We start from the raw sequence: 23,177 nt of genomic DNA, 5'->3' as shown, positions 1-23,177 counted from the left end.
GTGCAAGAGGGCTGGAGTAACTTTTATCGTGAACGATTATATCGATGTCTGCCTTGCTATAGACGCGGATGGTGTTCATCTGGGGCAGGATGATGTTCCCGTGCCGGTCGCGAGAAAGCTGCTTGGAAGCGGAAAGATCATAGGCCTGTCAAGTCACAGTTTTGACCAGGCAATAACAGGCGCAAAAAGCGGCGCGGATTACATCAGCCTGGGTCCGGTCTTTTCAACGCCTTCAAAACCGGATACAAAACCTTTAGGTATAGAAGTATTGAAGAAAGTTCTAAAGTCGGTCAAAGTCCCTGTGGTTGCCATCGGCGGTATAAATGAGGATAATATTAAAGTTGTAATCGCCGCGGGAGCAAAGCGTGTCGCAGTGATACGCGCGGCAGTAGCTGCAAAAGACCCGGCTTCCGCTGTTAAGAGGATGCGCAGGATATTTAAATGAAAAACAATCTGGTAATAGCCGGAAGAGAATTCCGCTCCAGGCTGATGCTGGGCACGGGCAAATACAAGACTTTCGAGATTATGAAAGAAGCTCTTGACGCGTCGGGCTGCGAGATCGTCACCGTCGCTGTCAGAAGGGTCAGCCTGGAAAATACAGGCGAGAAGACCCTGCTGGATCACATCGACCGAAAAAAATATTTTATCCTGCCGAATACCGCGGGCTGTTACAGCGTTGATGAAGCTGTAAGGATAGCGCGGCTGGCAAAAGCAGCAGGGCTGACGAACTGGGTGAAACTCGAAGTCATCGCCGACCAAAAATATCTTGTACCTGACCCGGTCGCAACCATCGAAGCGGCAAAGATACTTATCGAAGAAGGTTTTGTCGTTCTTCCTTATACCACCGATGATTTTACCGTCGCAAAAAAACTCCAGGAGATCGGCTGCGCGACCGTAATGCCGGGAGGCTCATTTATCGGCTCGGGCCAGGGAGTCCCAAACTTCGACAAAATTAAAGTCCTCAGGCAGTTCATTACGGTGCCTGTAGTCGTTGACAGCGGGATCGGCTGCGCGTCCGACGCGGCTCTCGCGATGGAGACCGGCGCCGATGCGTGCCTGATCAATACCGCTGTCGCGGAAGCGCAATATCCTGCTTTGATGGCCGAAGCGGTGAGGTTCGGGGTCGAAGCCGGAAGGAAAAGTTTCCTTTCCGGAAGGATGCCGAAAAAGCCGTTCGCGAGCGCGAGTTCTCCTACACAGGGTATTTCAAAATAATTGCTTTAGCTTTAAAAAGCGGTTAAAAGATGCAGCTTTCGTTTATCAGTTTTATCAGTTGTTTTCTTTTGCTCTTTGAAATGGTCGTCTTGCCGCTGATAGTCTGGGCGAATAATTCGTTCTCGATGCCGTATTTCACGTAAGCCTCGACCGGCACTATCTGAACCGCTTTGTTACTCCGCCAGTCTGATTCGTAGTCCTCTTTGTAGAACTTAAGCCATTGATTATGCTCCAGGTCATTTTTCGATGTTTTGACACCTTTCAGCATGCCCCTGATCTTTCTTATGGTGCCTTTGGGTGTCTTGAACTTTCCCGAGATCATTGAGATATAGATATGATGGCCGAGCTCGTGGGCCGCTGTTTCTATCACATCTTCCACGGGGAATTTATACTTTCCGTCCTTTGCTTTTCCCCCGGTGCTCACATGGATACTTTTATTTTTCATGTCATAGTAACCGATAGAAGACCACAGCTTGTTCGGGTTCGCCGTTATGAAGAATTTATTCTGTATCACGTACTTCGCGTTCTCGACTATCCTTTTATCTATCCCGGTGAGCAGAAGGACCATCTGGAGGACGTCCTCGTTAAGCAGGTCCTGCTGGTCTATAAGATGCTTTATATCCTGCTTTATCGTCTTCTTGTCAAAATCAAGGTGGCCTCTCTGGGTCTTTATCAGATGTTCAAGGTCAAGAAGGCGCCACTTGCCGCCCATCACCCAGCGGTAGACCTCGGAGGCGACGAGAAGCCTTTCGGTCTGTGCCAGGGTGCCGTCTTTTTCGACTATTTCATCGACGGCAAACGGAGAGTACAATTGCCTGGTAAAAGGGTTCATCTCAAGAGAGGCGTTTATCTCTTCGAGTATCCATTTTAAATAATCAATTGTCGTGTTTTTCATATGATCTCTCCAGGCCTATAAGCCTATATGTAAATATATATCGGGATAACACGAGAAATACTTGCAAACCGTAAATAAGGCATAAATAAGTAAAGAAATAGATAATAAAGATAGTATGCAGGGGTAAACAGTAAACTGACAACTAAAAGGAGAATAGCAATGAAATTTCATCAAGATTCTGACGAAAGTTAATTAGGACTACAATTATGATAAACAGGATCATTCGCGGATACAAACCGGTAATAATTACCACACCTTCCGATTTTACCTGCAAGCCCGAGGCTGCAAGGACAATTGAAAGAGCGGTATCCAGGGAATTCGGACTGCATATACCTGTCAATCAAGTGGTCGAAGAGTTTGAGGCAAGAGTAAAAGGCGCGAAGATAATACAGATCGCGCAAACGGTCGACAGGCGTATATACAGGGACGGAATAACACTGGACGGAAATACTTTTTATATTGAAAACGGAAGAATAGCATTAGCTTTTATGGAGCAGATATTCAGCCGGAAAGAGGCATGGGGAAAAGCAAAAAAAGTTCTAATGCAGGACCTGATCTCATTAGGCTACAGGATCGGGTTGCTTGCGCCGGATCCCAAGATCTATGAATATTTCGGTTCGAATGTGATAAATGAGGCAAAAGATATCGGGATCCGCGAACAAGATATCGTTCATATAAGCGATCAACGCAAGCCCATGCTGAAAATAAAGTTCCTGCGCGATAATTTTGTGCAAATAGCAGATACTTTATACGTGACGCCCAAATTCCGGCGGAACGATCTAAGCGGTCTATTGAATTGGGCAAAAGGCTTGAAAATTCAGCCGGCAGAACTGGGGCATCAAGGCGTAACGACAATAGGGGACAAGTTCGCGTTTATCTGCGAACCCTGGATGCCTCCTGAAGAAAAAAATGCGCCGGTCTCAAGAAGTGTAATAGGTCAATATGTCCGGTCAATAAGCAGCAAGCTAAGCGCTTTAGGGATAAAACCGTTCGTAGTCCCGTCAGGGTTCATGGACGCTTTTCCGCCGGAAATACTGGACAAGATCGGAACGAAAAGAAGGTTTTTAATACCGAGCGATCATTCGGATTTCAATATTCTATATTTACCTGTTGAAAATGCCGTTTTTTTCATGGAACCGTATTATGAAGCGAACAAAAGATTTCTCGATCAAATAGTAAAGCAGATAAACCCCAGCAAATTTGGTCTCTTGCCTGATGAAGACAGCCTTCCGGCAAACTCTCTTCCTCTTCCAGGAGGAGGAGTTTATGTGGATTCCGCCGCTAAAAGGACTATCGAGGTGCTCCGTAATGCGGGGATCAGGGTCGAAGTCAGTTCAATACCTTTCGGGATGTTCGGCCTGGGCATACACGGCGGTATACATTGTAGTACTAACGAGATCTGGCTGCCGCCGCAGTAACTATATCCCCTCCGCCACCATGTCGCCTACCTGTGTAGTGGAATATCCCATCTTTCCTGCTGACATGCTCTTCATTTTCTTGCAGGCTGCCATTATCGATTTCTCGACAGCAGCAGCGGCTTTTTCCTCGCCAATGTTCTCAAGAAGCATCTGAAGAGCGCCGATCGCGGCAAGTGGATTGATGACATTTTGTCCCGTGTATTTCGGTGCAGAGCCGCCGATGGGTTCGAACATCGAAACGCCTTCCGGGTTGATGTTGCCGCCCGCGGCTATCCCCATCCCGCCCTGGATCATGGCGCCGAGATCAGTGATTATATCACCAAAAAGATTGTCCGTAACGATAACATCAAACCATTCCGGGTTTTTTACAAACCACATGCAGGTCGCATCCACGTGGGCATAATCCGGTTTGATATCAGGATATTCTTTTGCAACTTCATAAAAGGCCCTTTCCCAAAGGTCAAAAGCATAGGTCAGGACGTTGGTCTTGCCGACAAGCGTCAATTGTTTCTTTTTGTTCCTTTTGCGCGTGAGTTCAAAAGCGTATCTGATGCATCTTTCCACGCCTTTTCTTGTATTGATTGAATCCTGGATCGCGACTTCATCCTTGGTGCCTTTTTTTAGTGTTCCTCCTGTGCCGACGTAAAGCCCTTCCGTATTCTCTCTTACAACGACAAAATCTATATGTTCGGGACCTTTATCCTTTAAAGGGGTCCAGACGTTCTCGTATAATTTCACGGGCCTTAAATTTATATACTGGTCAAGTGCGAATCTGACCTTTAAAAGAATGCCTTTTTCCAGTATTCCGGGCGCTACTTTGGGATGGCCGATAGCCCCCAAATAGATGGCGTCGAATTTCCTGAGTCCTTCGATCTCTTCATCCGTTATGATGATGCCGGTCTTCAGGTATCTTTCCCCGTCATACGGAAGCAGCTTTGTATTAACTTCCAGACTGAATTTCTTTTCGACAGCTTTCAGCACTTTCAGGCCTTCGGCTACGACCTCCGGGCCTGTGCCGTCACCGCCGATCACCCCGATATTATAATTTTTCTTTGACATGACTAATGAGCCCTCCTTTATCGATTATATTCTTCATGAACGGCGAAAAAGGCCCGGCTTTAAATGTCTTTCCGCTGTCCAAGTCCTTTATCTGTCCTTTTTCAACGTCAACTTCGAGCGTGTCGCCTTCTTTTATCTCATCTGCCTGTTTTAGCTCTATTATCGGAAGCCCGATGTTTATCGCGTTCCTGAAAAATATCCTCGCGAAAGATCCCGCTATAACTGCGGAGACTCCGGCGGCTTTTATGGCGACGGGAGCGTGCTCGCGGGAAGACCCGCAGCCGAAATTCTCGCCCGCGACGATAAAATCGCCTTTTTTGACCTTTTTAGAGAACCCGGGGTCAGCGTCTTCCATGCAATGCCTGGCAAGCTCCGCCGGGTCATGCGTGTTCAGATACCGCGCGGGTATTATCAGATCGGTATCGACATTATTCTTGAATTTCCAAGCTTTGCCTTGCATTATAGATCCTCGGGACTCGCGATATATCCGGCCACGGCAGATGCGGCTGCGATTGCCGCGTTCGAAAGATAGACTTCGCTTTTGGGATGCCCCATGCGTCCGACAAAATTCCGGTTAGTGGTCGCAAGAGCCCTCTCTCCTTCGGCAAGTATCCCCATATGGCCGCCCAAACACGGTCCGCAGGTAGGGGTTGAGACCGCCGCTTCGGCTTTAAGGAAAATATCAAACAGGCCGTTCTTCATTGCCTGTTCATAGATCTTCTGGGTCGCGGGGATGATGATCAGCCTTATGTCTTTATGCCTCTTTCTGCCTTTCAATATCTTTGCCGCGATCTCGAGGTCTTCATATCTTCCGTTCGTGCAGGAGCCTATCACTACCTGGTCAAGTTTTACTTTACCGGCCTTGCTGATAGGTTTCGTGTTGGAGGGCAGATGAGGGAACGCCACCTGCGGTTCGATATCGCCGGCATCATATTCTATGACACTGCAGTACTCCGCGTCCTCATCACTCTGATAATAGACCGGTGTTTGTCTGGGATCGAGACGCCGCGACCCTATGTACTGTCTGGTTATCTTGTCGGGGGCGATGATGCCGTTCTTTCCGCCTGCCTCGATAGCCATGTTGCACATGGCAAGGCGGCTGTCCATCGTCAGTTTTGAGACAGCGGGTCCGGTGAACTCCATTGCTTTGTACCGCGCGCCGTCGACGCCGATATCACCGATGGTATAGAGTATCAGGTCTTTTCCGCCGACCCATTTGTTGAGCTTCCCTTTAAAAACGAATTTTATCGTTTCCGGAACTTTGAGCCAGACTTTTCCTGTCGCCATTGCAGCTGCCATGTCGGTCGAGCCCACGCCGGTTGAAAAAGCTCCGAGAGCGCCGTAAGTGCAGGTGTGAGAATCAGCGCCGATCACCAGCTGGCCGCTGTAGACGATCCCCTGTTCGGGAAGCAGGGCGTGTTCGACCCCCATGCATCCTATCTCGAAGAAATGTTTTATTTTATACTTTTTAGCGAATTCCCTCATCATCTTGACCTGCTGGGCGGATTTTATGTCCTTGTTTGGGGTGAAATGGTCGGGCACCAGGACGATCTTATCCCTGTCGAAAACCTTTTTTATCTCGAATTTTTCAAACTCGGTTATCGCTGGCGGCGCGGTTATATCATTCCCGAGCACTATGTCCGCATCGGCCTCGATGAACTCGCCGGGACGGACTTCCTTTTTTCCGCAATGAGCGGCAAGGATCTTTTCTGTTATAGTTTGTGCCATGTTGATATTATTATATCAAAAATGTGCGGTCTTTACTTTGTCTTAAATGATCTTGATCTTGCAGGTTCGGATCGCGGCAGGAGGGACATTCTTTTCCCAGGACCGTGCGTATATCATTTTGATAAAGGCGTTCCCTTTTTTGACGGCTTTGAAGGTCCATGTTTCTTTTCCCGGAGCACCCGTCAAGGTCGTGTCCGGCCTGTGGAACACTGAACCCATGAGCCTTAAATAATTCCTGTCCAAAGGAGGCGCGACCTGCCAGCTGAAGCCGGTGGTCGGGTTGGAATCAAGCGTGAATGTGAAGGTCTCGCCGGCCTTCACGTTTATCTCTTCGGTTATTTGATGAACACCGGCAAGGCCCGGGGAAGTTAAAATGCAGGCCATGGTGATGAGAAAGACAGAGTATATTGTTATTACGAATTTATTCATTATTTTACTCGACACAATATTATATCATCAATTCCAGGCGTCCTTGTTTTAATATACAAAAAGCAATATAATTATTTGGAGGTGAAATAATAATGCAGCAACAGGAGATCAAAATAACTTTAGACGAAAAGACCGCGGGGGGGGCTTATTCCAATGTCGCTCTGATATCGCATAACGAGAACGAGTTCATAGCCGATTTTATTTTCGCGCAGCCGCCGGTAGGGCGGGTCAACGCGAGGGTGATAATGTCGCCTTCCCACGCAAAAAGACTTCTCAAGGCACTGTCGCAGAACATCGAGATGTTCGAAAAAAAGTTCGGCGCGATAAAGGAAGAACAGGACGCTCCGGACATGAGGATCAACCTGAGCGCGAATTAATTACATGCAAAAAAAAGACTCAGCCAGCGAAAGCGCGAAATACCTGGCCGAAGAGACCACGATGGAACAGCTGTGGGGCAGGGAGATGTTCACATGGAAGGTCAGGTGGGTCATATTGTTCTGGCTCTTTGTCTGGCTGTTCCTGCCTCACAAGTCGGAGATCCCCCTCCCGACTGCCGCTGTCTTCTTCGCGTTGACGGCCGTCTACAACCTCTGTATCTCGGTCGCCGTGACCCTGAGGTATAAGCCGGTGCTCAGCGCCGTCTCTTTCGCGGTCGATTCTTTGGCCGTTACGGCAGCGGTCTACCTCACGGGCGGGATAAATTCAGAGCTCTGGCCGCTTTATTTCATACTGATAATCCACTCGTCGATGATAATAAATTTCAAGAGCGAAATTGTCCTGATGGCCTTCATAGTGTTGCTGTATTTTGCGGCGGCTGTCCAGGATGCCGCGGCTAATAATTTTATCTTTATATTCCTCAACAGGGCGTTTTTGATGTCGGTCTCGATATTTGCCGCCAGTTTCATCGCGGACACGGAAAGGCGCCTCAGGAAACGGGCAGAGAACGTGGCTTTTGAAAATTCCAGCCTGTATGAGAGGGTCAACAGGTTCAACGAAGAACTTGAGCGGAAAATAGACCACGAGACGGGTGACCTGAAAAAACGCTACCAGCAGCTGGAGATACTGTACAAGATAAGCAACGCGGTGACGCAGGACATGGACCTCGAGAACATACTTTCTTCGGTCATAAAAGGCGTGCAGGAAGGGCTTGGTTTTGACAGGGTCGGGATATTCGAGGTTGACGAGGAAACCAAGATGATAAAGGGCAGGATCGGAGTGGACAGATGGGGAAAACCCGAAAATATCGACAGCCAGATATTCGGTTTCGATGAAGAGGACAATAATTTCGCGAAGATATATCACGGAAAGATAGGATTTTTTTTCACGGAAGACGCCGACTCGACCCTTCCGGAAAGTCAGAAAAAATATATGGTCCCGGGTGTCGGGCAGAACGCGGTAGTGCCGCTTAAGGTCCAGGGAAGAATAATCGGCATGATAGCGGTCGACAATCTGATCTCGAAAAAAAAGATAACAGAAGAGGACCTGCACCTTCTGATAACCTTTGCGGAGCAGGCCGCTGTAGCCATAAACAACGCCAGGATGTTCGGCAAAGAAAGGGAAACATCGGTAAAGCTGAAAAAACTGGAAGAGACCAAGTCCGCGTTCCTGTCCAAGATGTCTCACGAGATAAGGACCCCGCTGGCAAACATCAAGGAATCGCTGACGCTGATAATGAAAAACATCACCGGAGAAACCACTCCACAGCAGCAGAAATTCCTCGGCATAGCAAGTTCGAACACGGAAAAGCTGATGGTCCTGATAGACGAGCTTTTAGACAGCGCCAAGATGGAAGCGAGACAGTTGAAGCTTGAGATAAGCCCTTTCGATATAAAAGAGGTCGTGGATAACGTGCTGTTCGAGTCCAAATCTTTTTCAAGCGCAAAAGAGATCACCGTAAGCACGGATATACCGCCGGATATTCCCGCGTTCCACGCGGACAAGAACAGGATCGCGAGAGTGCTGACAAATCTTATGAACAACGCGTTGAAATACACGGATAAAGGCGGGCACGTGACGGTCTCCGTCAGGGACGGTGAAAAAGACGTCATCGTCAGCGTGGCGGACAACGGCATCGGTTTGAGGCAGGAACAGCTGGGAAAGATCTTTGCCAAGTTCTACCAGGTCGAGGATGATACCATTAAGTTCAGGACAGGGGTCGGGCTGGGGCTCTCTATATGCCGGGAGACGGTCGAAGCTCACGGAGGCCGTATCTGGGCTGAAAGCGACGGGCCCGGCACCGGTTCAAAGTTCATATTTTCTCTGCCGAAAGGATGATGATGGAACCGTTCAGACCTACCTGCGCGGAAATAGACCTGAAAAAACTTCATCGCAACATCGATGAGATGCGCGGTATTTTATCGCCTTCGACAAAGTTCATGGCGATCGTAAAAGCCAACGCTTACGGCCACGGCGCGGTGGAAGTGTCAAAAGCGGCGGAAAAAGCCCGCGTTGATTACCTCGGCGTGGCTACACTGGGAGAGGCTCTTGAACTGAGGTCGGCTTATATTAAAACGCCGATATTGATCCTGAGCGAGACGCCCGCCGCGTATCTTGAAAGGCTGCTGGACGCGGGCCTCACGCAGACCGTCTACACTTTTCACCAGGCCCAGGCGCTGTCGGATATCGCCGGGCAGAAGAAGAAAACGGCAAAGATACATATCAAATTGGATACGGGGATGGGAAGGGTAGGGATGCTCCTGAATGACGCGGTCGCGACAGCGGTGAGGATATCAAGCCTCCCTAACATCTTCATCGAAGGAATATTCACTCATTTTTCAAAAGCGGACGACCCGGGCAGCCCGTTCACGGCCAAACAGTTCGGATCTTTCATGAAGACCGTCGGGCTTCTCAAAAAAGAAGGGATCGATCCTCCGATCAAGCACGCGGCGAACAGCGCGGCCGCATTATTCTTTCCCGAGACCCATCTGGACATGGTCAGGATCGGGATATGCATGTACGGATTGTTTCCTTCGTCAAAACGACTCAAACGGCCCTGGCTTCAACCGGTGCTTTCGTTCAAAACAAAAGTGTTATATTTAAAAGAGGTCGAAAAAGGGACGCCCTTGAGCTACGGCGCAGCTTACAGGACCACAAAAAGGACTAAGATAGCGACTCTTCCGGTCGGATACGCGGACGGGCTTTCAAGGGGGCTGTCGGGCAAGGGATCGGTAATAATCAGGGGGAAAAAGCGGCCTATTGTCGGCAATGTTACGATGGACATGACGCTGATCGACGCGGATAATGATAAGATCGAAATGGGCGACGATGCGGTGATCATCGGAAGCCAGGGTAAACAAACCATCACGGCTGATGAGATAGCGCGTCTTGACGGTACAATAAACTACGAAGTGATCTGCGGGATAGGAAAAAGGGTCCCGAGAGTCTATATTAGGTGAGAACATGAACCATATCTCGTTGTACAGAAAATACCGGTCGCAGACATTTGAAGAGATAATCGGCCAGGAGCCGATAATTACAACGCTGAAGAACGCGATAAGCGGCAAAAGGATAGGCCACGCGTATCTTTTTACAGGACCGCGCGGCACCGGTAAGACATCGACCGCGAGGATATTTGCCAAGGCTCTCAATTGCGGGGACGCGGCAACTGTAAAACCGTGCGGGAAATGCGACCAGTGCAGGAAGATCACCTCCGGCTACGCCCTTAACGTGATCGAGATAGATGCGGCATCCAACCGCGGGATAGACGAGATAAGAGACCTCAGAGAAAAGATCAGGTTCAAACCCGTGGAAGGCAGATACAAGATCTATATAATCGATGAGGTGCATATGCTCACGCCGGAGGCGTTCAACGCGCTGTTAAAGACCCTGGAAGAGCCGCCGCCGGACACGGTATTCATCCTGGCGACGACCGAGCCGCAGAGAGTGCCGGTGACGATCTCTTCTCGCTGCCAGAGGTTTGATTTCGGCAGGATATCCCTTGATGAGATAATTAAGCATCTGAAAAAGATCGCGAAAGATGAGGGGCAAAAGATCAGCGATGATGCGGTGCGTCTTATCGCGAGGTCCTCGGAAGGCGCGATGAGGGATGCCATATCGCTGATAGACCAGCTCTCTTCGTTCTGCGAGGGCGAGATCAAAGTCGAAGATGTCGTCGAAGTCCTCGGGACGGCCGAACCCGAGTTCCTTTTCGGAATGGGGGAAGCTGTCCTGAACGGGAACGAGAAGGACATCCTGATTTCCGTGCAGAAAGCCGTCGATCAGGGAGTGAGCGTGGAGCAGCTCGCGAAAGACCTCGTGTACCATTTCAGGAACCTGCTTATGGTAAAGGTGGGGAGCGAAAGTGTCCTTGAACTGTCGGAGGAACAGATAAACCGGCTGAAGAAAAGCTGCGAAAACCATCCTCTTTCAAAAATAAAAATGATAATAAAAGCCATCTCCGGCGCGGAGACGGACATGAAATGGCACAGGAATTCAAGGCTTGTACTTGAAATAGCCTTGCTTGAGGCGATGGAAGGAGCGGGCCGGGATCAGATAAAGGAAGCTGTCAAAATAGCGCCGGAAAAAAATGTTCCGGAAGGCGAAGCGGCGGTAATGTCAAAGGACGAAGCCTTATCAAGCATCAGGGGGAAATGGAAGGAGATCCTGGAAAAAGTAAAGGCCAGGAACGTTTTCGGATACGTCTCGCTGTGCGAGGCGGAAGTCTCGTCGCTTGACGGAAAAGGAAGGGTGGTCCTGAAGTTCAAAAAAGGGTATTCCTTCCACAAGGCGAGGATCGAGGAGCAAGCCAATAAAACAAATGTCGAGGAGGCAATAGGAGAAATAACGGGAAAAAAGATCTCCGTGATATGCGTGATGGGAGAAGAGGATAAAAAAACTTCGGAAAGACCTGTTGCGCCGGTCTCCGCAGATGATATTATAGAGATGTTCGACGGAAAAACAGTTTAGAGCAAGGAGCAGGCGGATGTTCGATATAAACGAAATGATGAAACAGGCAAAACAGATGCAGGACGGCATGAAAAAAGCTTCGGAGGAACTGTCGGCGGAGACGGTGACCGCAGGCTCAGGCAGGGGCGCGGTGATCGTAACGATGAACGGCAATATGGAAATAAAAGAGATCAAGATCGACCCCGCGCTGGCTCCGACAGGTGACGCGCAGAGATTGTCCGAGATGATAAAAACAGCGGTCAACGAAGCGCTCGAGAAGGCAAAAAAATTATCGTCATCAAAAATGAGCTCGATGACCGGGGGCATGAATATCCCCGGGCTTTCAAGTATGCTGGGCATATAACATGCCTTCTCACTACCCGGAACCCGTCAACGATCTCATAGAGGAATTTAAGAAGCTGCCCGGCATCGGGCCCAAGTCGGCTCAAAGGCTGGTATTCCATATCCTCGGTATAACAGACGCGGAAGTCGGAAAACTCGCGAAAGCCCTGACCGAGGTCAAGAAAAATATTCGCTACTGTTCAGTCTGCTTCAATCTCACGGTAAAAGATCCCTGTGACATATGCAGGGATAACAGCAGGGACAAGTCCCTTCTGTGCGTGGTCGCGGAACCCAAAGACCTGATAGCCATAGAAAGGACAAGGGAATTCAAAGGAAGTTTCCACGTGCTCGGAGGCTTGATCTCGCCGCTTGACGGCGTCGGCCCCGACAATCTGAGGATAAAAGAGCTGCTTGGCAGGCTTAAGAACGGGGTGAAAGAAGTCCTAGTCGCGCTTAACCCGACAACGGAGAGCGAGACCACGATATTTTATCTTACAAAGATCATCAAGCCGCTGGGTATCAGGCTGACAAGGATCGCATCCGGGCTGCCTATAGGTTCCGACATGGACTTCGCGGACGAAGCGACGCTGCTCAAAGCTATAGAAGGAAGGAGAGAACTTTCATGAAAAAAATGATCGGATGGTACTTCAGGGACTGGTGGAAGATCGTCGCAAGGCCCATATATTTTTATACGTTCATGGAAAAGGGGGAACTGAACGACAAGCCGTTCTCTTTCCTTTTGATCACCGCGTGGCTGCTTTCGTTGTTCATAACTGTAGCGGTCTATATCACCTCCATTTCCCAGATGATGATAGCCCTTATACAGGGTATCTATGGCATAAAACTTTTAATTGTGGCCCCGGTTTTCTTACTTCTTGTCCTGATCTTCTTTATAATGGTGTTTTTGATAGTCCTGTCGGTTGTGGTCATATCGATGATGGCATCATTCTATCTGGCTGCTTGCGCAATACATTATATAGCAGTGAAGGCCGGCGGAAAAGGCGAGCTCAAGGAGATGGTGAGGTCGGCGTATTATTCGTCAGCCCCAGCGCTTTTGCTGATATTGCTGCCGGTCCTGGCGTGCGCGACAAAATTCAAGGCATTATCTTTTGCGAATTTTACGGCCGGGACGAAAATAATCCTGTTCGTGATCATCTTTTACCTGTGGGGACTGTGGAGTACCGCTGTAAAGAAAGTATACAAAGTCACGCGCACGAAAGCCTTGTCGGCCACTTTAATCGTGGTCGCAATAATGATATTATTACAAATGTTTGGACTTCATAAAGTATTATCGCAACTGGAAAGGTGGATATCATAAAATGAAAAACATGACCGAGATACGCTGGCACGGAAGGGGAGGCCAGGGAGCTAAGACGGCGGCTCTTCTTCTGGGAGACGCTGCCATGAGCCTTGGAAAGCACATCCAGGCATTTCCCGAATACGGCCCGGAAAGGATGGGAGCCCCGGTCGCTTCTTTCAACAGGATAAGCGGGGACCCGATCACCGTGCATTACGGGATAACCGAGCCAGGCATCGTGCTTGTCCTTGACCCTACCCTTATGGGAAAGGTCGATGTGACAAAAGGGTTGAAAGATGACGGCATACTTATAGTGAACACAGGCGATACGGCCGTATCTGTCCGCTCCAAGATAAATCTTAAAGGAAGAAAGATATTTACGGTGGATGCTTCAAAGATCTCGAAGGAAACAATCGGCAGAGATATACCCAACACGCCGATGCTGGGGGCATTGATCAAGGCTTCAAATATCCTTGACATAGATCTTCTGATCGAAGACCTTAAGAAAAAACTGGCGAAGAAATTCGCCTCAAAACCCGAAGTGATCGAAGGCAACCTGAACGCCGTGAAACGGGCTTTTGAAGAAGCGAAGGGAGAATAAGATGGCGAAAGAACTGGGATGGAAGGAACTCCCGCTGGGCGACGAGTTAAAGGCGGGGACCGCGGCGGAATTTGAGACCGGAGACTGGAGGACGTCCAGGCCGGTAAAAGACGACAAGCTCTGCATCAACTGCCTGTTCTGTTATATTTATTGCCCGGACAGCGCGGTAAAAGTGAAAGACGGCAAATTTGACGGGATAGATTACCGTTACTGCAAAGGCTGCGGGATCTGCGTTGACGTCTGCCCCGTGAAGCCGGTAAAAGCCGTCCAACTGGTCAAGGAGGAAAAGTAAAATGGTTCAAATCGCGGCAAAGACAGGCAACGAGGCGATGGCGGAGGCCATGCGCCAGATAAATCCCGATGTGGTCGCGGCTTATCCGATAACACCGGCGACAGAGATCGTCATGATCTTTTCCCAGTTCGTGGCTGACGGGCTCGTGAACACGGAGTATGTCGCGGTGGAGAGCGAGCATTCCGCGATGAGCGCGACTATAGCGGCATCCGCGGCCGGCGCGAGGGCCATGACGGGGACATCATCCCAGGGACTCGCCCTTATGTACGAGATGCTGCCGATCGCTTCCGCGCTCAGGCTCCCGATAGTGATGCCCGAGGTGAACAGGGCTTTGAGCGGCCCGATCAACATCCACAACGACCACAGCGACACGATGGCGGCAAGGGATTTCGGATGGATACAGATATTCTCCGAGAACAGCCAGGAAGCGTATGACAATCTGCTCCAGGCCGTCAAGATAGCGGAACACACTGATGTGAGACTTCCCGTGATGGTGACGACGGACGGGTTCATAATCAGCCATTGCCTGGAGAAGATCGAGATGCTTGATGATAATGTTGTAAAAGACTATGTCGGGAAATTCCCCGCTTACACAAACCTTCTGGATCTAAAGAACCCCGTCACCATAGGTGCTTTGGACCTTCAGAATTATTATTTTGAGCACAAGATGCAGGCAGCCGAAGCTATGAGGAATGCAGGCAAGATCATCCTTGAGGTCGGGAAAGATTTCGGAAAAAAATTCGGCAGAGAGTACGGATATTATGAAAAATATATGCTCGATGACGCTGATATCGCTGTAGTATGCATGGGGTCCGTAGCAGGCTCGATGAAAGAAGTCGTAAATGAATACAGGGCAAAAGGGGTCAAGATCGGCCTGTTAAAACTGAGAGTATTCAGGCCGTTCCCGGAAAAAGAGATAGCGGACGCTCTTGAAAACATCAAAGCTATAGCAGTGATAGACAGGTGTGACGGCTACGCGGCAAAAGGCGGGCCTCTTTTTGAGGAGATAAAATGCGCGCTTTATGAAAGGTCAAAAAGGCCTCTTGTAGCCGATTATATATGCGGTCTCGGCGGGAGAGAAGTAACACAGTCCCATCTGAATGAGATCGTCGAAGACCTGAAGGCGATCTCATCCGTCGGCAAGATCAAGATAATCGAGGAAACCAACAAAGCCGCGCAGGGCGAGCCGGTCAAACAAGTCGTAAGTTACAAAGGAGTAAGATAAATGGCAACATTAAAGGAGCTTGCATCAAGAGAAGACCGCCTTACCGGAGGACACAGGATGTGTCCCGGCTGCGGGGCCCCGATAATAGTGCGGCAGGTCCTTATGGCGGTAAAAGAGCCGGTAGTGGTAACGTGCGCGACGGGATGTCTTGAGGTCTCGACCACAATATTTCCATATTCAGCCTGGAAGACCCCGTTCTTACACAGCGCGTTTGAGAATGCCGGAGCATCAATATCGGGTATCGAGGCGGCATACAAGTCATTGAAAAGACAGGGCAAACTCAGTGATGAGATAAGGTTTATAGCTTTCGGAGGCGACGGAGGCACGTACGATATAGGTTTTCAAGCGCTTTCAGGGGCTATGGAAAGAGGCCATGATATCCTTTACGTGTGTTATGACAATCAGGCATACATGAACACCTCGATCCAGCGCTCCGGCGCGACCCCGATAGGTGCGAACACGACGACAGAACCTGCCGGGAAGGTACAGCAGGGAAAAAGGATGTGGCGCAAAGACCTGACCGAAATAATGGTCGCACACAATATCCCGTATGCCGCCCAAAGCGTTTGTGGTAACTGGATGGACCTTACGAAAAAGGTGGAAAAAGCGATGTCCATCAGGGGGCCGAAGTTCCTGAACGTACTTCAGCCCTGCCAGCTGGGCTGGGGATATCCGATGGACAAGACCGTCGAGATGGGAAAACTGGCCGTTGACACCTGCTTCTGGCCGTTATATGAGGTGGAGAACGGCAAATATAAACTGAATTACACGCCTAAAGAAAAGAAGCAGCTCGTAGATTTTATGAAACCCCAGTCAAGGTTCAGGCACCTGTTCAAGCCGGGGAACAAGGAACTGCTTGACCGGATACAAAAAGAGCTTGACGAGAAGTGGGAGCTTCTGAATAAAAAATGCCGGTGTTTTGCTGTATAATAAAAGAGGTGGTAAAACATGAACCAAAAACAGTTGGCCGATAAGCTCGCAAAAAAGTTTGACGGTAAAAGATCAAAGATGGAAGAGATGCTTGAATCGGCGGTCGCGTTCATGACAGAGGCCCTTGTGAAAGGCGAAAAAGTCCGGCTTGTCGGGTTCGGCAACTTCACGGTAAAGAACCGCAAAGGAAGGGTCGGCAGGAACCCCCGCACAGGCGAAAAGATCGAGATCCCGATGACCAAGTGCCCTACTTTTGTGGCAGGGTTCAACCTTAAAAAGGCCGTCAGAGGAAAATAAGTGGCCGAGATCAAGATCTCAGATGCTATTAAGACGCTCCTGGAAGTGCTTCCCTCCCGCATAAAAGACAAGATATATTCATCCGTTGATTTTTCCGACATGATAGAAGTCATCCTCGACCTAGGAAAGATGCCGGAGGTCCGTTTTGAAAAAAAAGTATTTTACCTGGAGGATGAATTCGTAAAACAGGAGGACATCGACCATATTTCTTCAAAAGTGGGCATGTTCACGTCGGACAACAGGGCAGGGATAGAAAGGACTCTCCACAGGATATCCGCCATAAGGAACAGGACAGGAAAGATAATCGGCCTGACATGCAGGGTGGGCAGGGCGGCCTACGGTACGATCGACATCATAAAGGACATTATCAAATCCAATAAAAGCATCTTGTTCATGGGGCCTCCTGGTATAGGGAAGACGACAAAACTGCGCGAAGCCGCGCGCGTCCTCAGCGGAGAGCTGGGCAAGCGCGTCATAGTGGTGGACACCAGCAACGAGATCGCCGGCGACGGCGATATCCCCCACGAAGGAATCGGCAAAGCCCGGAGGATGCAGGTGCCTTCACCGGAAAAACAGCATGCTGTCATGATTGAAGCCGTGGAGAACCACATGCCGGAAGTGATAATCATCGACGAAATAGGGACCGAGGCGGAGGCGGAAGCGGCAAGGACGATCGCGGAAAGAGGTGTCGTCCTTATCGGGACCGCTCACGGCCAGACGCTTGAGAACCTTATCTCAAATCCCACTCTCAGCGATCTTGCCGGAGGCATACAGACAGTGATCCTCGGCGATGAAGAAGCAAAGAGAAGAAGGACGCAAAAAGCGGTACTTGAAAGAAAAGCCCCTCCCACCTTTGACACTGTGGTCGAGATCAGGGAGCGCGATGTGATGGCGATCTATAAAGACACTGCCTCAGCCGTTGACCAGTTCCTCCGGGGAAGGATCCCGACGCCGGAGGTCAGGGTCAGGAAAGCCGACGGGAAGATCGAGATAAAACAGAAAGCGATCGAGCCGATGCCGGAGATCAGCGACGAGGAGATAGAAAAAACGATTGAAGAAAAACAGGACAACGAGACAAAGATCTACGCTTACGGCATGAACAACAGCAGGGTGAACAGGGTGATAAACGCGGTAAACGTGCCTGCTTCCGTGGTCGACAATCTCGATGATGCCGATATCATCATAACCACAAGGGCCAAAGCTTCGGCGGACCCGAAGATAGTGAAGCTTGCCGGCAGTCATAAAATTCCGCTTCATGTCCTGAAAGGCGGCACGGCGAACCAGGTGACAAGGTTCCTGAAGAATTTTTTCAAGATATCTCCGGACCAGGATGAGATAGAAAAGACAGCCGTGTCCGAGGTGGAAGAAGCTGTCGAGGAGGTCAAGAATACGCGCAAAACCATCGACCTGTCCCCCCAGAACTCCTATATCAGGCGTCTTCAGCATCAGCTGATAGAGCGTCATAATATGAAGGCGCAGTCGGTTGGCGAGGAACCTAACAGGAAGGTAAGGATCTATCCGAAGTGATAAAAGGATCATTATCCTCTTTAATAAACCTTACGGTGTCTTGTGCCAGTTCACCGACAAACAGGGCCGTCCGACTTTAAAAAACTATCTGGACATCCCGGATATCTATCCCGCAGGCAGGCTCGACCTTGACAGCGAAGGGCTTGTCGTTCTTTCAAATAACGGAGATCTTCTCCATAACCTGACCGACCCGCTCTGCAAAAAACTCAAGACCTATATAGCGCAGGTCGAAGGCATCCCGGAAAAAGTGCAGATCGATAAAATTGCAAGAGGGATCATCATTGAAGGAAAAAAAACTCTTCCTGCCAGGGTCAGGATGATCGGCGAACCGGTATTATGGGAAAGATCAAAACCGGTAAGGTACCGGAAAACAATCCCCGCTTCCTGGCTTGAAATATCGGTCACTGAAGGGCGTAATAGGCAGGTAAGAAAGATGACGGCTGCAGTAGGCCTGCCATGCCTCCGGCTGGTCAGGATAGCAGTCGGACCCTATAAGCTCGACGATCTAAAGCCGGGCGAGTTCAAACGCGAGACCGGTAAATGAGGTGTTTCTTCCAGTTCTTATCATCTCTTTCAGAATGATCCGTCCTGAAATGCGCTCCCCTTGATTCTTTCCTGTCCAGGGCCGCCTGGCTGATCAGTCTTCCCACAAGGGCCATATTCTTCAATTCTCTTTCCTGAACGGTCATCGGATCATGATCAAGAGCTTTTTCAAGCAGAGTCAATTCTTTTACGGCTTTTTCAAGTCCCATGCCGGTCCTGATTATCCCTACGTTGTCCCACATCAGCTTTTTAATGAAATGGCGATGTTTGGAAAGATCATTTAATAAACCTCTTTTAATATTACCCGACTCTAAACGAGTCGGCTCCGGTTTATCAGAGCCGAACCGTTCAGGTTCGGGTAGAGCATTTAGATACTCTTTTGCCGACAACGCCGCTCTATGACCGAAAACGACTCCTTCCAATAGCGAATTACTTGCTAAACGGTTCGCGCCATGTACTCCCGATGACATCACTTCTCCCGCAGCCCACAAGCCTTTTATATTTGTCCTTGCTTCAAGATCTGTCCTTATCCCGCCCATGAAATAATGCGCCGCGGGAGCCACAGGGATATCATCGGCTGTGAGGTCCATGCCTGCTTCTTTACAGGTCCTGTAAATGGTCGGGAAACGTTTTTTTACTTTTTCAGGGTCTATCCCGGAAAGATTGAGATGCACGTGGTCCGAATCGGTCTTTTTCATCTCGTCGTATATGGCCCTTGAGACGATATCTCTCGGAGCAAGCTCGGCCTGTATATGATATTTATCCATGAAGCGTTCTCCGTGCTTGTTCAGAAGCAGAGCGCCTTCGCCGCGGACAGCTTCAGATATCAAGAATTGAGGGAAAGCGACCTCTTCGCCGAGGCCTTTGAACTGGACAAGAGCGGTAGGGTGGAACTGGACGAATTCCATATCGCTAAGTTCTGCTCCCGCTCTATAGGCCATTGCAATGCCGTCACCCGTGGCAAATTCGGGATTGGTGGTGTAAAGATAGATCTGGCAGACACCGCCGGTCGAAAGGATGGTCGCCGGAGCAAGAAATCTCATAAGTTCATCGGTCTTCGCGTCAAAAGCATCTATCCCGCAGCATTTTCCGTCCTTTACGAGAAGATCTTTTCCGAATACAAAGTTCATCACCCTGATATTCTTTTCTTTGATGGCCTTTGCCGCAAGGGTCTTGGCGATCTCGCTTCCGGTGTAGTCGCCGGCATGCAGTATCCTTCGCCTTCTGTGGGCGCCTTCGATATTGAGCTCGAAACCCGAAGGCGTGCGGTCAAAATCAGCGCCCATTTCGATGAGCTCTTTCACCCTTTCAACTCCGTCGTTGACAAGGACTTTTACGGCATCGCTGTCACAGAGGCCCGCTCCGGCTGAAAGGGTGTCTTCAAGGTGGAAGGTGGTGGAATCTTTTTCTTTGTCGATAGCCGCCGCGATGCCTCCCTGCGCTTTTTCCGTCGCGGTCTCTTCGGTCTTCCCCTTGGTAAGCAGTATGACCTGTCCGAATTTAGATGCCGTGAGCGCCGCTCTCAGGCCTGAAATGCCTCCGCCGACAACAAGAAAATCACAATTGAAAACTTTCATTATTAGATGTATTATATCATTATAAGAACATGTTAAAATTCATCGATTTTGAGACCGGCTCTAAAATAATAAGGTATATAAGCGAAAGTCCGGTATTTAAAGGTTCCGCTTTGATAATACTTTCGCTTATAGCATTCATTGCCACAGCTGTCATGGTAAAGAACGGCAGGAAACGCGACATTAATTTTTGGGTTTTTGCAGCAGCTGCGGCTATTATATTGTTATACGGAGCATATATTCTGATCGCACAGCCGCAATGGTGGAAACCGCCGGTGTAGAATGACTAATTTCTAATGACTAATAACTAATTAAGGAAAATCATTGTAAAATGGAAATACAGGATAGGACGTTGCGGTTTGCGGTACAAATAGTTAAGTTTATAAAACGTATTTCAAAGAACCCCTCAATAAACATTATCAATGATCAGCTTTTAAGGAGCGCCGCATCTATCGGAGCGAATATGACTGAAGCCGATTCAGCCTGTTCAAAGAAAGATTTTATCAATAAAGTCTTTATAGCAAAAAAGGAGGCTCAGGAAACCGAATATTGGCTTAAAATAATGAAAGAAGCCGAATTAATTAACAATGCTGATAACAAAAAAGAACTTGAAAACATTACAAGTGAATGCCGCGAGATTATATTGATACTTGCCGCGATTATACGTAAGTCGAAATCCTGATATAATATTCTTGTTCAATAAAATGACTAATTACTAATGACTAATGTCTAATTAATGAAAATATTATTATTAAATAATTACTCCTTCATTAGTCATTAAGCATTAGTCATTAGTAATTCTCTTTGCGGGATCGTCTAATGGTAGGACGCCAGTCTCTGAAGCTGGCTGTCTAGGTTCGAATCCTAGTCCCGCAGCCACTATAAACATTCGAACAAATATCCTTGGTATTTTACGCTATTTTTACGGGTTGAGATTGCCTTTTTACTCCAATTTGACTTGACACGATGATAGGATTTATCCATGATAAGTATTATTGCAGGGATAGTAGTAATAGTCTTCATATTCGGTGCCGTTTATCTGATCGGAATGTCGATCGTTTATACAATATTGTTGATGACAGGACGATTTAAATAAGGCCTGTTAACCTGTTATAATCAACCAAAAGGAATATAATATGGGTTTTATTTTGTCAGGTCTGATAGCGCTCGTTATGCTGGGCTATCTCGTATACGCGATGATGAACCCGGAGAAATTCTAAGGGATATTCATGAAAAGCATTGATTATTTTCAGGTGATTGTTTATTGTGCCGCACTCATATTGCTTACCCCGGTCCTGGGCCTTTTTATGGCAAAGGTCTTTCAGGGGAAAAAGACTTTCATGCACGTTTTGCTCGGCTGGCTTGAAAAACTTATATATAAAGTATGCGGGATTGACGAAGAAGAGGAGATGGACTGGAAAGATTATACAAAAGCACTTCTATGGTTCAACTTTATAGGGTTTTTGTTCGTTTTTGTCCTTCAACTGACGCAGCGCTATCTTCCTCTGAACCCCCAAAATCTGGCAAACGTAAGCTGGGACAGCGCGTTTAACACGGCCGCGAGCTTTATGACGAACACGAACTGGCAGGGTTACGCCGGCGAGTCGACGATGAGCTATCTTACACAAATGCTGGGTCTTGCTGTACAGAATTTCTTAAGTGCGGCAACTGGGTTTGCAGTATTCCTGGCGCTCACTCGGGGAATAATCTCAAAAACAGCGAAGTCGCTGGGGAATTTCTGGGTAGACATTGTCCGAACTCTTATATATGTATTATTGCCTTTATCAGTGATCCTTGCGGTCCTGCTCGCGGGTCAGGGCGTAATACAGAACTTTTCTCCATATAAGACGGCCGTTACTGTGCAGGGATCTTCGCAGACGCTGCCGATGGGCCCGGCCGCCTCGCAGATCGCGATAAAACAGCTGGGTACGAACGGCGGAGGTTTCTTTAACGCGAACAGCGCTCATCCTTATGAAAACCCGACGCCATTATCTAATTTCCTTGAGATGCTTGCTCTTCTGATGCTGCCGGCAGCTCTGGTATATACATATGGAGTGATGATCGGTAACAAAAAACACGGATGGCTTTTATTCTATGTAATGTTCGCTGTTTTTGCCATTTCTCTCGGGGTAGCTTTGTTTTCCGAATTTTCATATTCGAATACTGCTGTCACGACGATACACGAAGGACAGGAGATGAGGCTGGGAATAACAAACAGCGTGATCTGGGCAACTGCCACTACCTCAGTCTCCAACGGATCGGTAAATGCTATGCATTCGTCTCTGACGCCCATTACCGGAGGAATCGCCCTGTTCAATCTGATGCTTGGCGAGATAATATTCGGAGGCGTTGGGTCAGGTATGTACGGAATGCTCCACATGGTCCTGCTCACGGTGTTCCTTGCAGGGCTGATGGTGGGGCGTACACCGGAATATCTCGGCAAAAAGATCGAGCGCAAAGAAGTGCAGATGGTCATACTTTCGATACTTCTTCCGTCTGCCGCGATACTCCTTGGAACGGCAGCAGCGTGTGTTCTGCCGGCTGGCCTTTCAAGTCTGCTCAGTAAAGGTCCTCATGGTTTCAGTGAGATGCTTTATGCTTTTTCCTCGGCATCCCAGAACAATGGCAGCGCTTTTGCGGGTCTCAATGCGAATACGGTCTTTTATAACGTTCTTCTTGGTATAGCTATGATCATAGGAAGGTTCGGGGTGATAATCCCCGCGATGGTGATAGCCGGCAGCCTCGCGGTAAAAAAAATAACGCCTGTCTCAAGCGGCACTTTTACTACGGATAATTTTCTGTTCGCGGCTCTTCTTGTGGGAGTTATAATAATAGTCGGGGTCTTGACATTTTTCCCCGCACTTTCTCTCGGACCCATCATCGAGCATTTATTGATGCTTAAAGGAAGGGCGTTCTAAACA

Annotated in this window: 27 protein-coding genes and 1 tRNA gene; 22 read left to right on the top strand and 6 right to left on the bottom strand. The window is 48.8% G+C overall.

Features of this window, described 5'->3' with window-relative positions:
• The coding region (gene thiE, locus NTZ10_00895) for a thiamine phosphate synthase (protein MCX5748792.1) at positions 1–445 on the top strand (445 nt) is incomplete at its 5' end.
• On the top strand, positions 442–1,215 hold the full coding sequence (locus tag NTZ10_00890) for a thiazole synthase (GenBank protein ID MCX5748791.1): 774 nt from the start codon (positions 442–444) through the stop codon (positions 1,213–1,215). The genes thiE and NTZ10_00890, both read left to right, overlap by 4 nt.
• A gap of 22 nt (positions 1,216–1,237) precedes the next feature.
• Here the strand turns inward: NTZ10_00890 and NTZ10_00885 are convergent, their stop codons facing one another.
• Positions 1,238–2,110, bottom strand: a complete 873-nt coding sequence (locus tag NTZ10_00885) for a hypothetical protein (GenBank protein ID MCX5748790.1) — start codon at positions 2,108–2,110, stop codon at positions 1,238–1,240.
• A 206-nt stretch (positions 2,111–2,316) separates the two neighbouring features.
• On the opposite strand from NTZ10_00885, the gene NTZ10_00880 reads away from it, so the two are divergent.
• Complete coding sequence (locus NTZ10_00880; GenBank protein ID MCX5748789.1) at positions 2,317–3,528, top strand: hypothetical protein; 1,212 nt, start codon at positions 2,317–2,319, stop codon at positions 3,526–3,528.
• Here the strand turns inward: NTZ10_00880 and NTZ10_00875 are convergent, their stop codons facing one another.
• The 4 genes from NTZ10_00875 to NTZ10_00860 are packed head-to-tail and all read right to left on the bottom strand — an operon-like array spanning position 3,529 to position 6,744.
• Positions 3,529–4,587 (bottom strand): 3-isopropylmalate dehydrogenase, encoded by a 1,059-nt coding sequence (locus NTZ10_00875; protein MCX5748788.1) that lies wholly within the window; start codon positions 4,585–4,587, stop codon positions 3,529–3,531.
• The gene (locus tag NTZ10_00870) at positions 4,568–5,047 is read right to left on the bottom strand and encodes a 3-isopropylmalate dehydratase small subunit (protein ID MCX5748787.1); all 480 of its coding nucleotides are present in this window, start codon (positions 5,045–5,047) and stop codon (positions 4,568–4,570) included. Before NTZ10_00870 ends, NTZ10_00875 begins: the two co-directional genes overlap by 20 nt.
• Complete coding sequence (gene leuC / locus NTZ10_00865; GenBank protein MCX5748786.1) at positions 5,047–6,315, bottom strand: 3-isopropylmalate dehydratase large subunit; 1,269 nt, start codon at positions 6,313–6,315, stop codon at positions 5,047–5,049. The genes NTZ10_00870 and leuC overlap by 1 nt, the downstream gene beginning before the upstream one ends.
• A gap of 42 nt (positions 6,316–6,357) precedes the next feature.
• Entirely contained in the window at positions 6,358–6,744 is a 387-nt protein-coding gene (locus tag NTZ10_00860; protein ID MCX5748785.1) for a protease inhibitor I42 family protein, read from the bottom strand.
• Between the two features lie 92 nt (positions 6,745–6,836).
• Here NTZ10_00860 and NTZ10_00855 point away from each other — a divergent pair, with 92 nt between their 5' ends.
• Genes NTZ10_00855 through NTZ10_00790 form a run of 14 tightly spaced genes read left to right on the top strand, consistent with a single transcriptional unit; the run spans position 6,837 to position 18,683 of the window.
• The gene (locus tag NTZ10_00855; protein ID MCX5748784.1) at positions 6,837–7,121 is read left to right on the top strand and encodes a DUF3467 domain-containing protein; all 285 of its coding nucleotides are present in this window, start codon (positions 6,837–6,839) and stop codon (positions 7,119–7,121) included.
• A gap of 4 nt (positions 7,122–7,125) precedes the next feature.
• A complete protein-coding gene (locus tag NTZ10_00850; protein ID MCX5748783.1) occupies positions 7,126–9,018 on the top strand; it encodes an ATP-binding protein in 1,893 nt (630 codons plus the stop codon).
• Positions 9,018–10,139 carry an alanine racemase gene (alr, locus tag NTZ10_00845; GenBank protein MCX5748782.1) on the top strand — a complete coding sequence of 374 codons (1,122 nt, stop codon included), beginning with the start codon at positions 9,018–9,020 and terminating at the stop codon, positions 10,137–10,139. The genes NTZ10_00850 and alr overlap by 1 nt, the downstream gene beginning before the upstream one ends.
• Positions 10,140–10,143: 4 nt before the next feature.
• Positions 10,144–11,649, top strand: a complete 1,506-nt coding sequence (dnaX, locus tag NTZ10_00840) for a DNA polymerase III subunit gamma/tau (GenBank protein ID MCX5748781.1) — start codon at positions 10,144–10,146, stop codon at positions 11,647–11,649.
• Positions 11,650–11,665: 16 nt separating this feature from the next.
• Complete coding sequence (locus NTZ10_00835) at positions 11,666–11,992, top strand: YbaB/EbfC family nucleoid-associated protein (protein MCX5748780.1); 327 nt, start codon at positions 11,666–11,668, stop codon at positions 11,990–11,992.
• 1 nt (position 11,993) lies between these two features.
• Positions 11,994–12,596, top strand: coding sequence for a recombination mediator RecR (gene recR, locus NTZ10_00830; protein ID MCX5748779.1), 603 nt, complete (start codon positions 11,994–11,996; stop codon positions 12,594–12,596).
• The gene (locus NTZ10_00825) at positions 12,593–13,288 is read left to right on the top strand and encodes a hypothetical protein (GenBank protein ID MCX5748778.1); all 696 of its coding nucleotides are present in this window, start codon (positions 12,593–12,595) and stop codon (positions 13,286–13,288) included. Before recR ends, NTZ10_00825 begins: the two co-directional genes overlap by 4 nt.
• A gap of 1 nt (position 13,289) precedes the next feature.
• A complete protein-coding gene (locus NTZ10_00820) occupies positions 13,290–13,868 on the top strand; it encodes a 2-oxoacid:acceptor oxidoreductase family protein (protein ID MCX5748777.1) in 579 nt (192 codons plus the stop codon).
• Between the two features lies 1 nt (position 13,869).
• Positions 13,870–14,160 (top strand): 4Fe-4S binding protein, encoded by a 291-nt coding sequence (locus tag NTZ10_00815; GenBank protein ID MCX5748776.1) that lies wholly within the window; start codon positions 13,870–13,872, stop codon positions 14,158–14,160.
• A gap of 1 nt (position 14,161) precedes the next feature.
• Positions 14,162–15,385 (top strand): pyruvate ferredoxin oxidoreductase, encoded by a 1,224-nt coding sequence (gene porA / locus NTZ10_00810; GenBank protein MCX5748775.1) that lies wholly within the window; start codon positions 14,162–14,164, stop codon positions 15,383–15,385.
• Positions 15,386–16,315 (top strand): thiamine pyrophosphate-dependent enzyme, encoded by a 930-nt coding sequence (locus tag NTZ10_00805; protein MCX5748774.1) that lies wholly within the window; start codon positions 15,386–15,388, stop codon positions 16,313–16,315.
• Between the two features lie 18 nt (positions 16,316–16,333).
• On the top strand, positions 16,334–16,612 hold the full coding sequence (locus NTZ10_00800) for an HU family DNA-binding protein (protein ID MCX5748773.1): 279 nt from the start codon (positions 16,334–16,336) through the stop codon (positions 16,610–16,612).
• A complete protein-coding gene (locus NTZ10_00795) occupies positions 16,613–18,139 on the top strand; it encodes an AAA family ATPase (protein MCX5748772.1) in 1,527 nt (508 codons plus the stop codon).
• Positions 18,140–18,146: 7 nt separating this feature from the next.
• Positions 18,147–18,683, top strand: coding sequence for a pseudouridine synthase (locus NTZ10_00790; GenBank protein MCX5748771.1), 537 nt, complete (start codon positions 18,147–18,149; stop codon positions 18,681–18,683).
• On the opposite strand, the gene nadB is transcribed toward NTZ10_00790, so the two are convergent.
• A complete protein-coding gene (gene nadB / locus NTZ10_00785) occupies positions 18,661–20,259 on the bottom strand; it encodes an L-aspartate oxidase (GenBank protein MCX5748770.1) in 1,599 nt (532 codons plus the stop codon). The genes NTZ10_00790 and nadB overlap by 23 nt on opposite strands.
• Before the next feature lie 29 nt (positions 20,260–20,288).
• Between nadB and NTZ10_00780 the strand changes: the two genes are divergently transcribed.
• From NTZ10_00780 to kdpA, 5 genes are all read left to right on the top strand, one after another.
• A complete protein-coding gene (locus NTZ10_00780) occupies positions 20,289–20,537 on the top strand; it encodes a hypothetical protein (protein MCX5748769.1) in 249 nt (82 codons plus the stop codon).
• 50 nt (positions 20,538–20,587) lie between these two features.
• The gene (locus NTZ10_00775) at positions 20,588–20,938 is read left to right on the top strand and encodes a four helix bundle protein (protein ID MCX5748768.1); all 351 of its coding nucleotides are present in this window, start codon (positions 20,588–20,590) and stop codon (positions 20,936–20,938) included.
• 123 nt (positions 20,939–21,061) lie between these two features.
• Positions 21,062–21,135, top strand: a tRNA-Gln gene (locus NTZ10_00770).
• Positions 21,136–21,392: 257 nt separating this feature from the next.
• Positions 21,393–21,476 (top strand): K(+)-transporting ATPase subunit F, encoded by an 84-nt coding sequence (gene kdpF, locus NTZ10_00765; protein ID MCX5748767.1) that lies wholly within the window; start codon positions 21,393–21,395, stop codon positions 21,474–21,476.
• A gap of 9 nt (positions 21,477–21,485) precedes the next feature.
• The gene (gene kdpA, locus NTZ10_00760) at positions 21,486–23,174 is read left to right on the top strand and encodes a potassium-transporting ATPase subunit KdpA (GenBank protein ID MCX5748766.1); all 1,689 of its coding nucleotides are present in this window, start codon (positions 21,486–21,488) and stop codon (positions 23,172–23,174) included.
• Positions 23,175–23,177: the final 3 nt, after the last annotated feature.

The organism is Candidatus Saganbacteria bacterium, from assembly GCA_026387835.1.
GTDB lineage: Bacteria > Margulisbacteria > WOR-1 > JAKLHX01 > JAKLHX01 > JAPLKZ01.
Note: the sequence above shows the minus strand (reverse complement) of the source record. Positions and strands in the feature narration are given on the sequence as shown.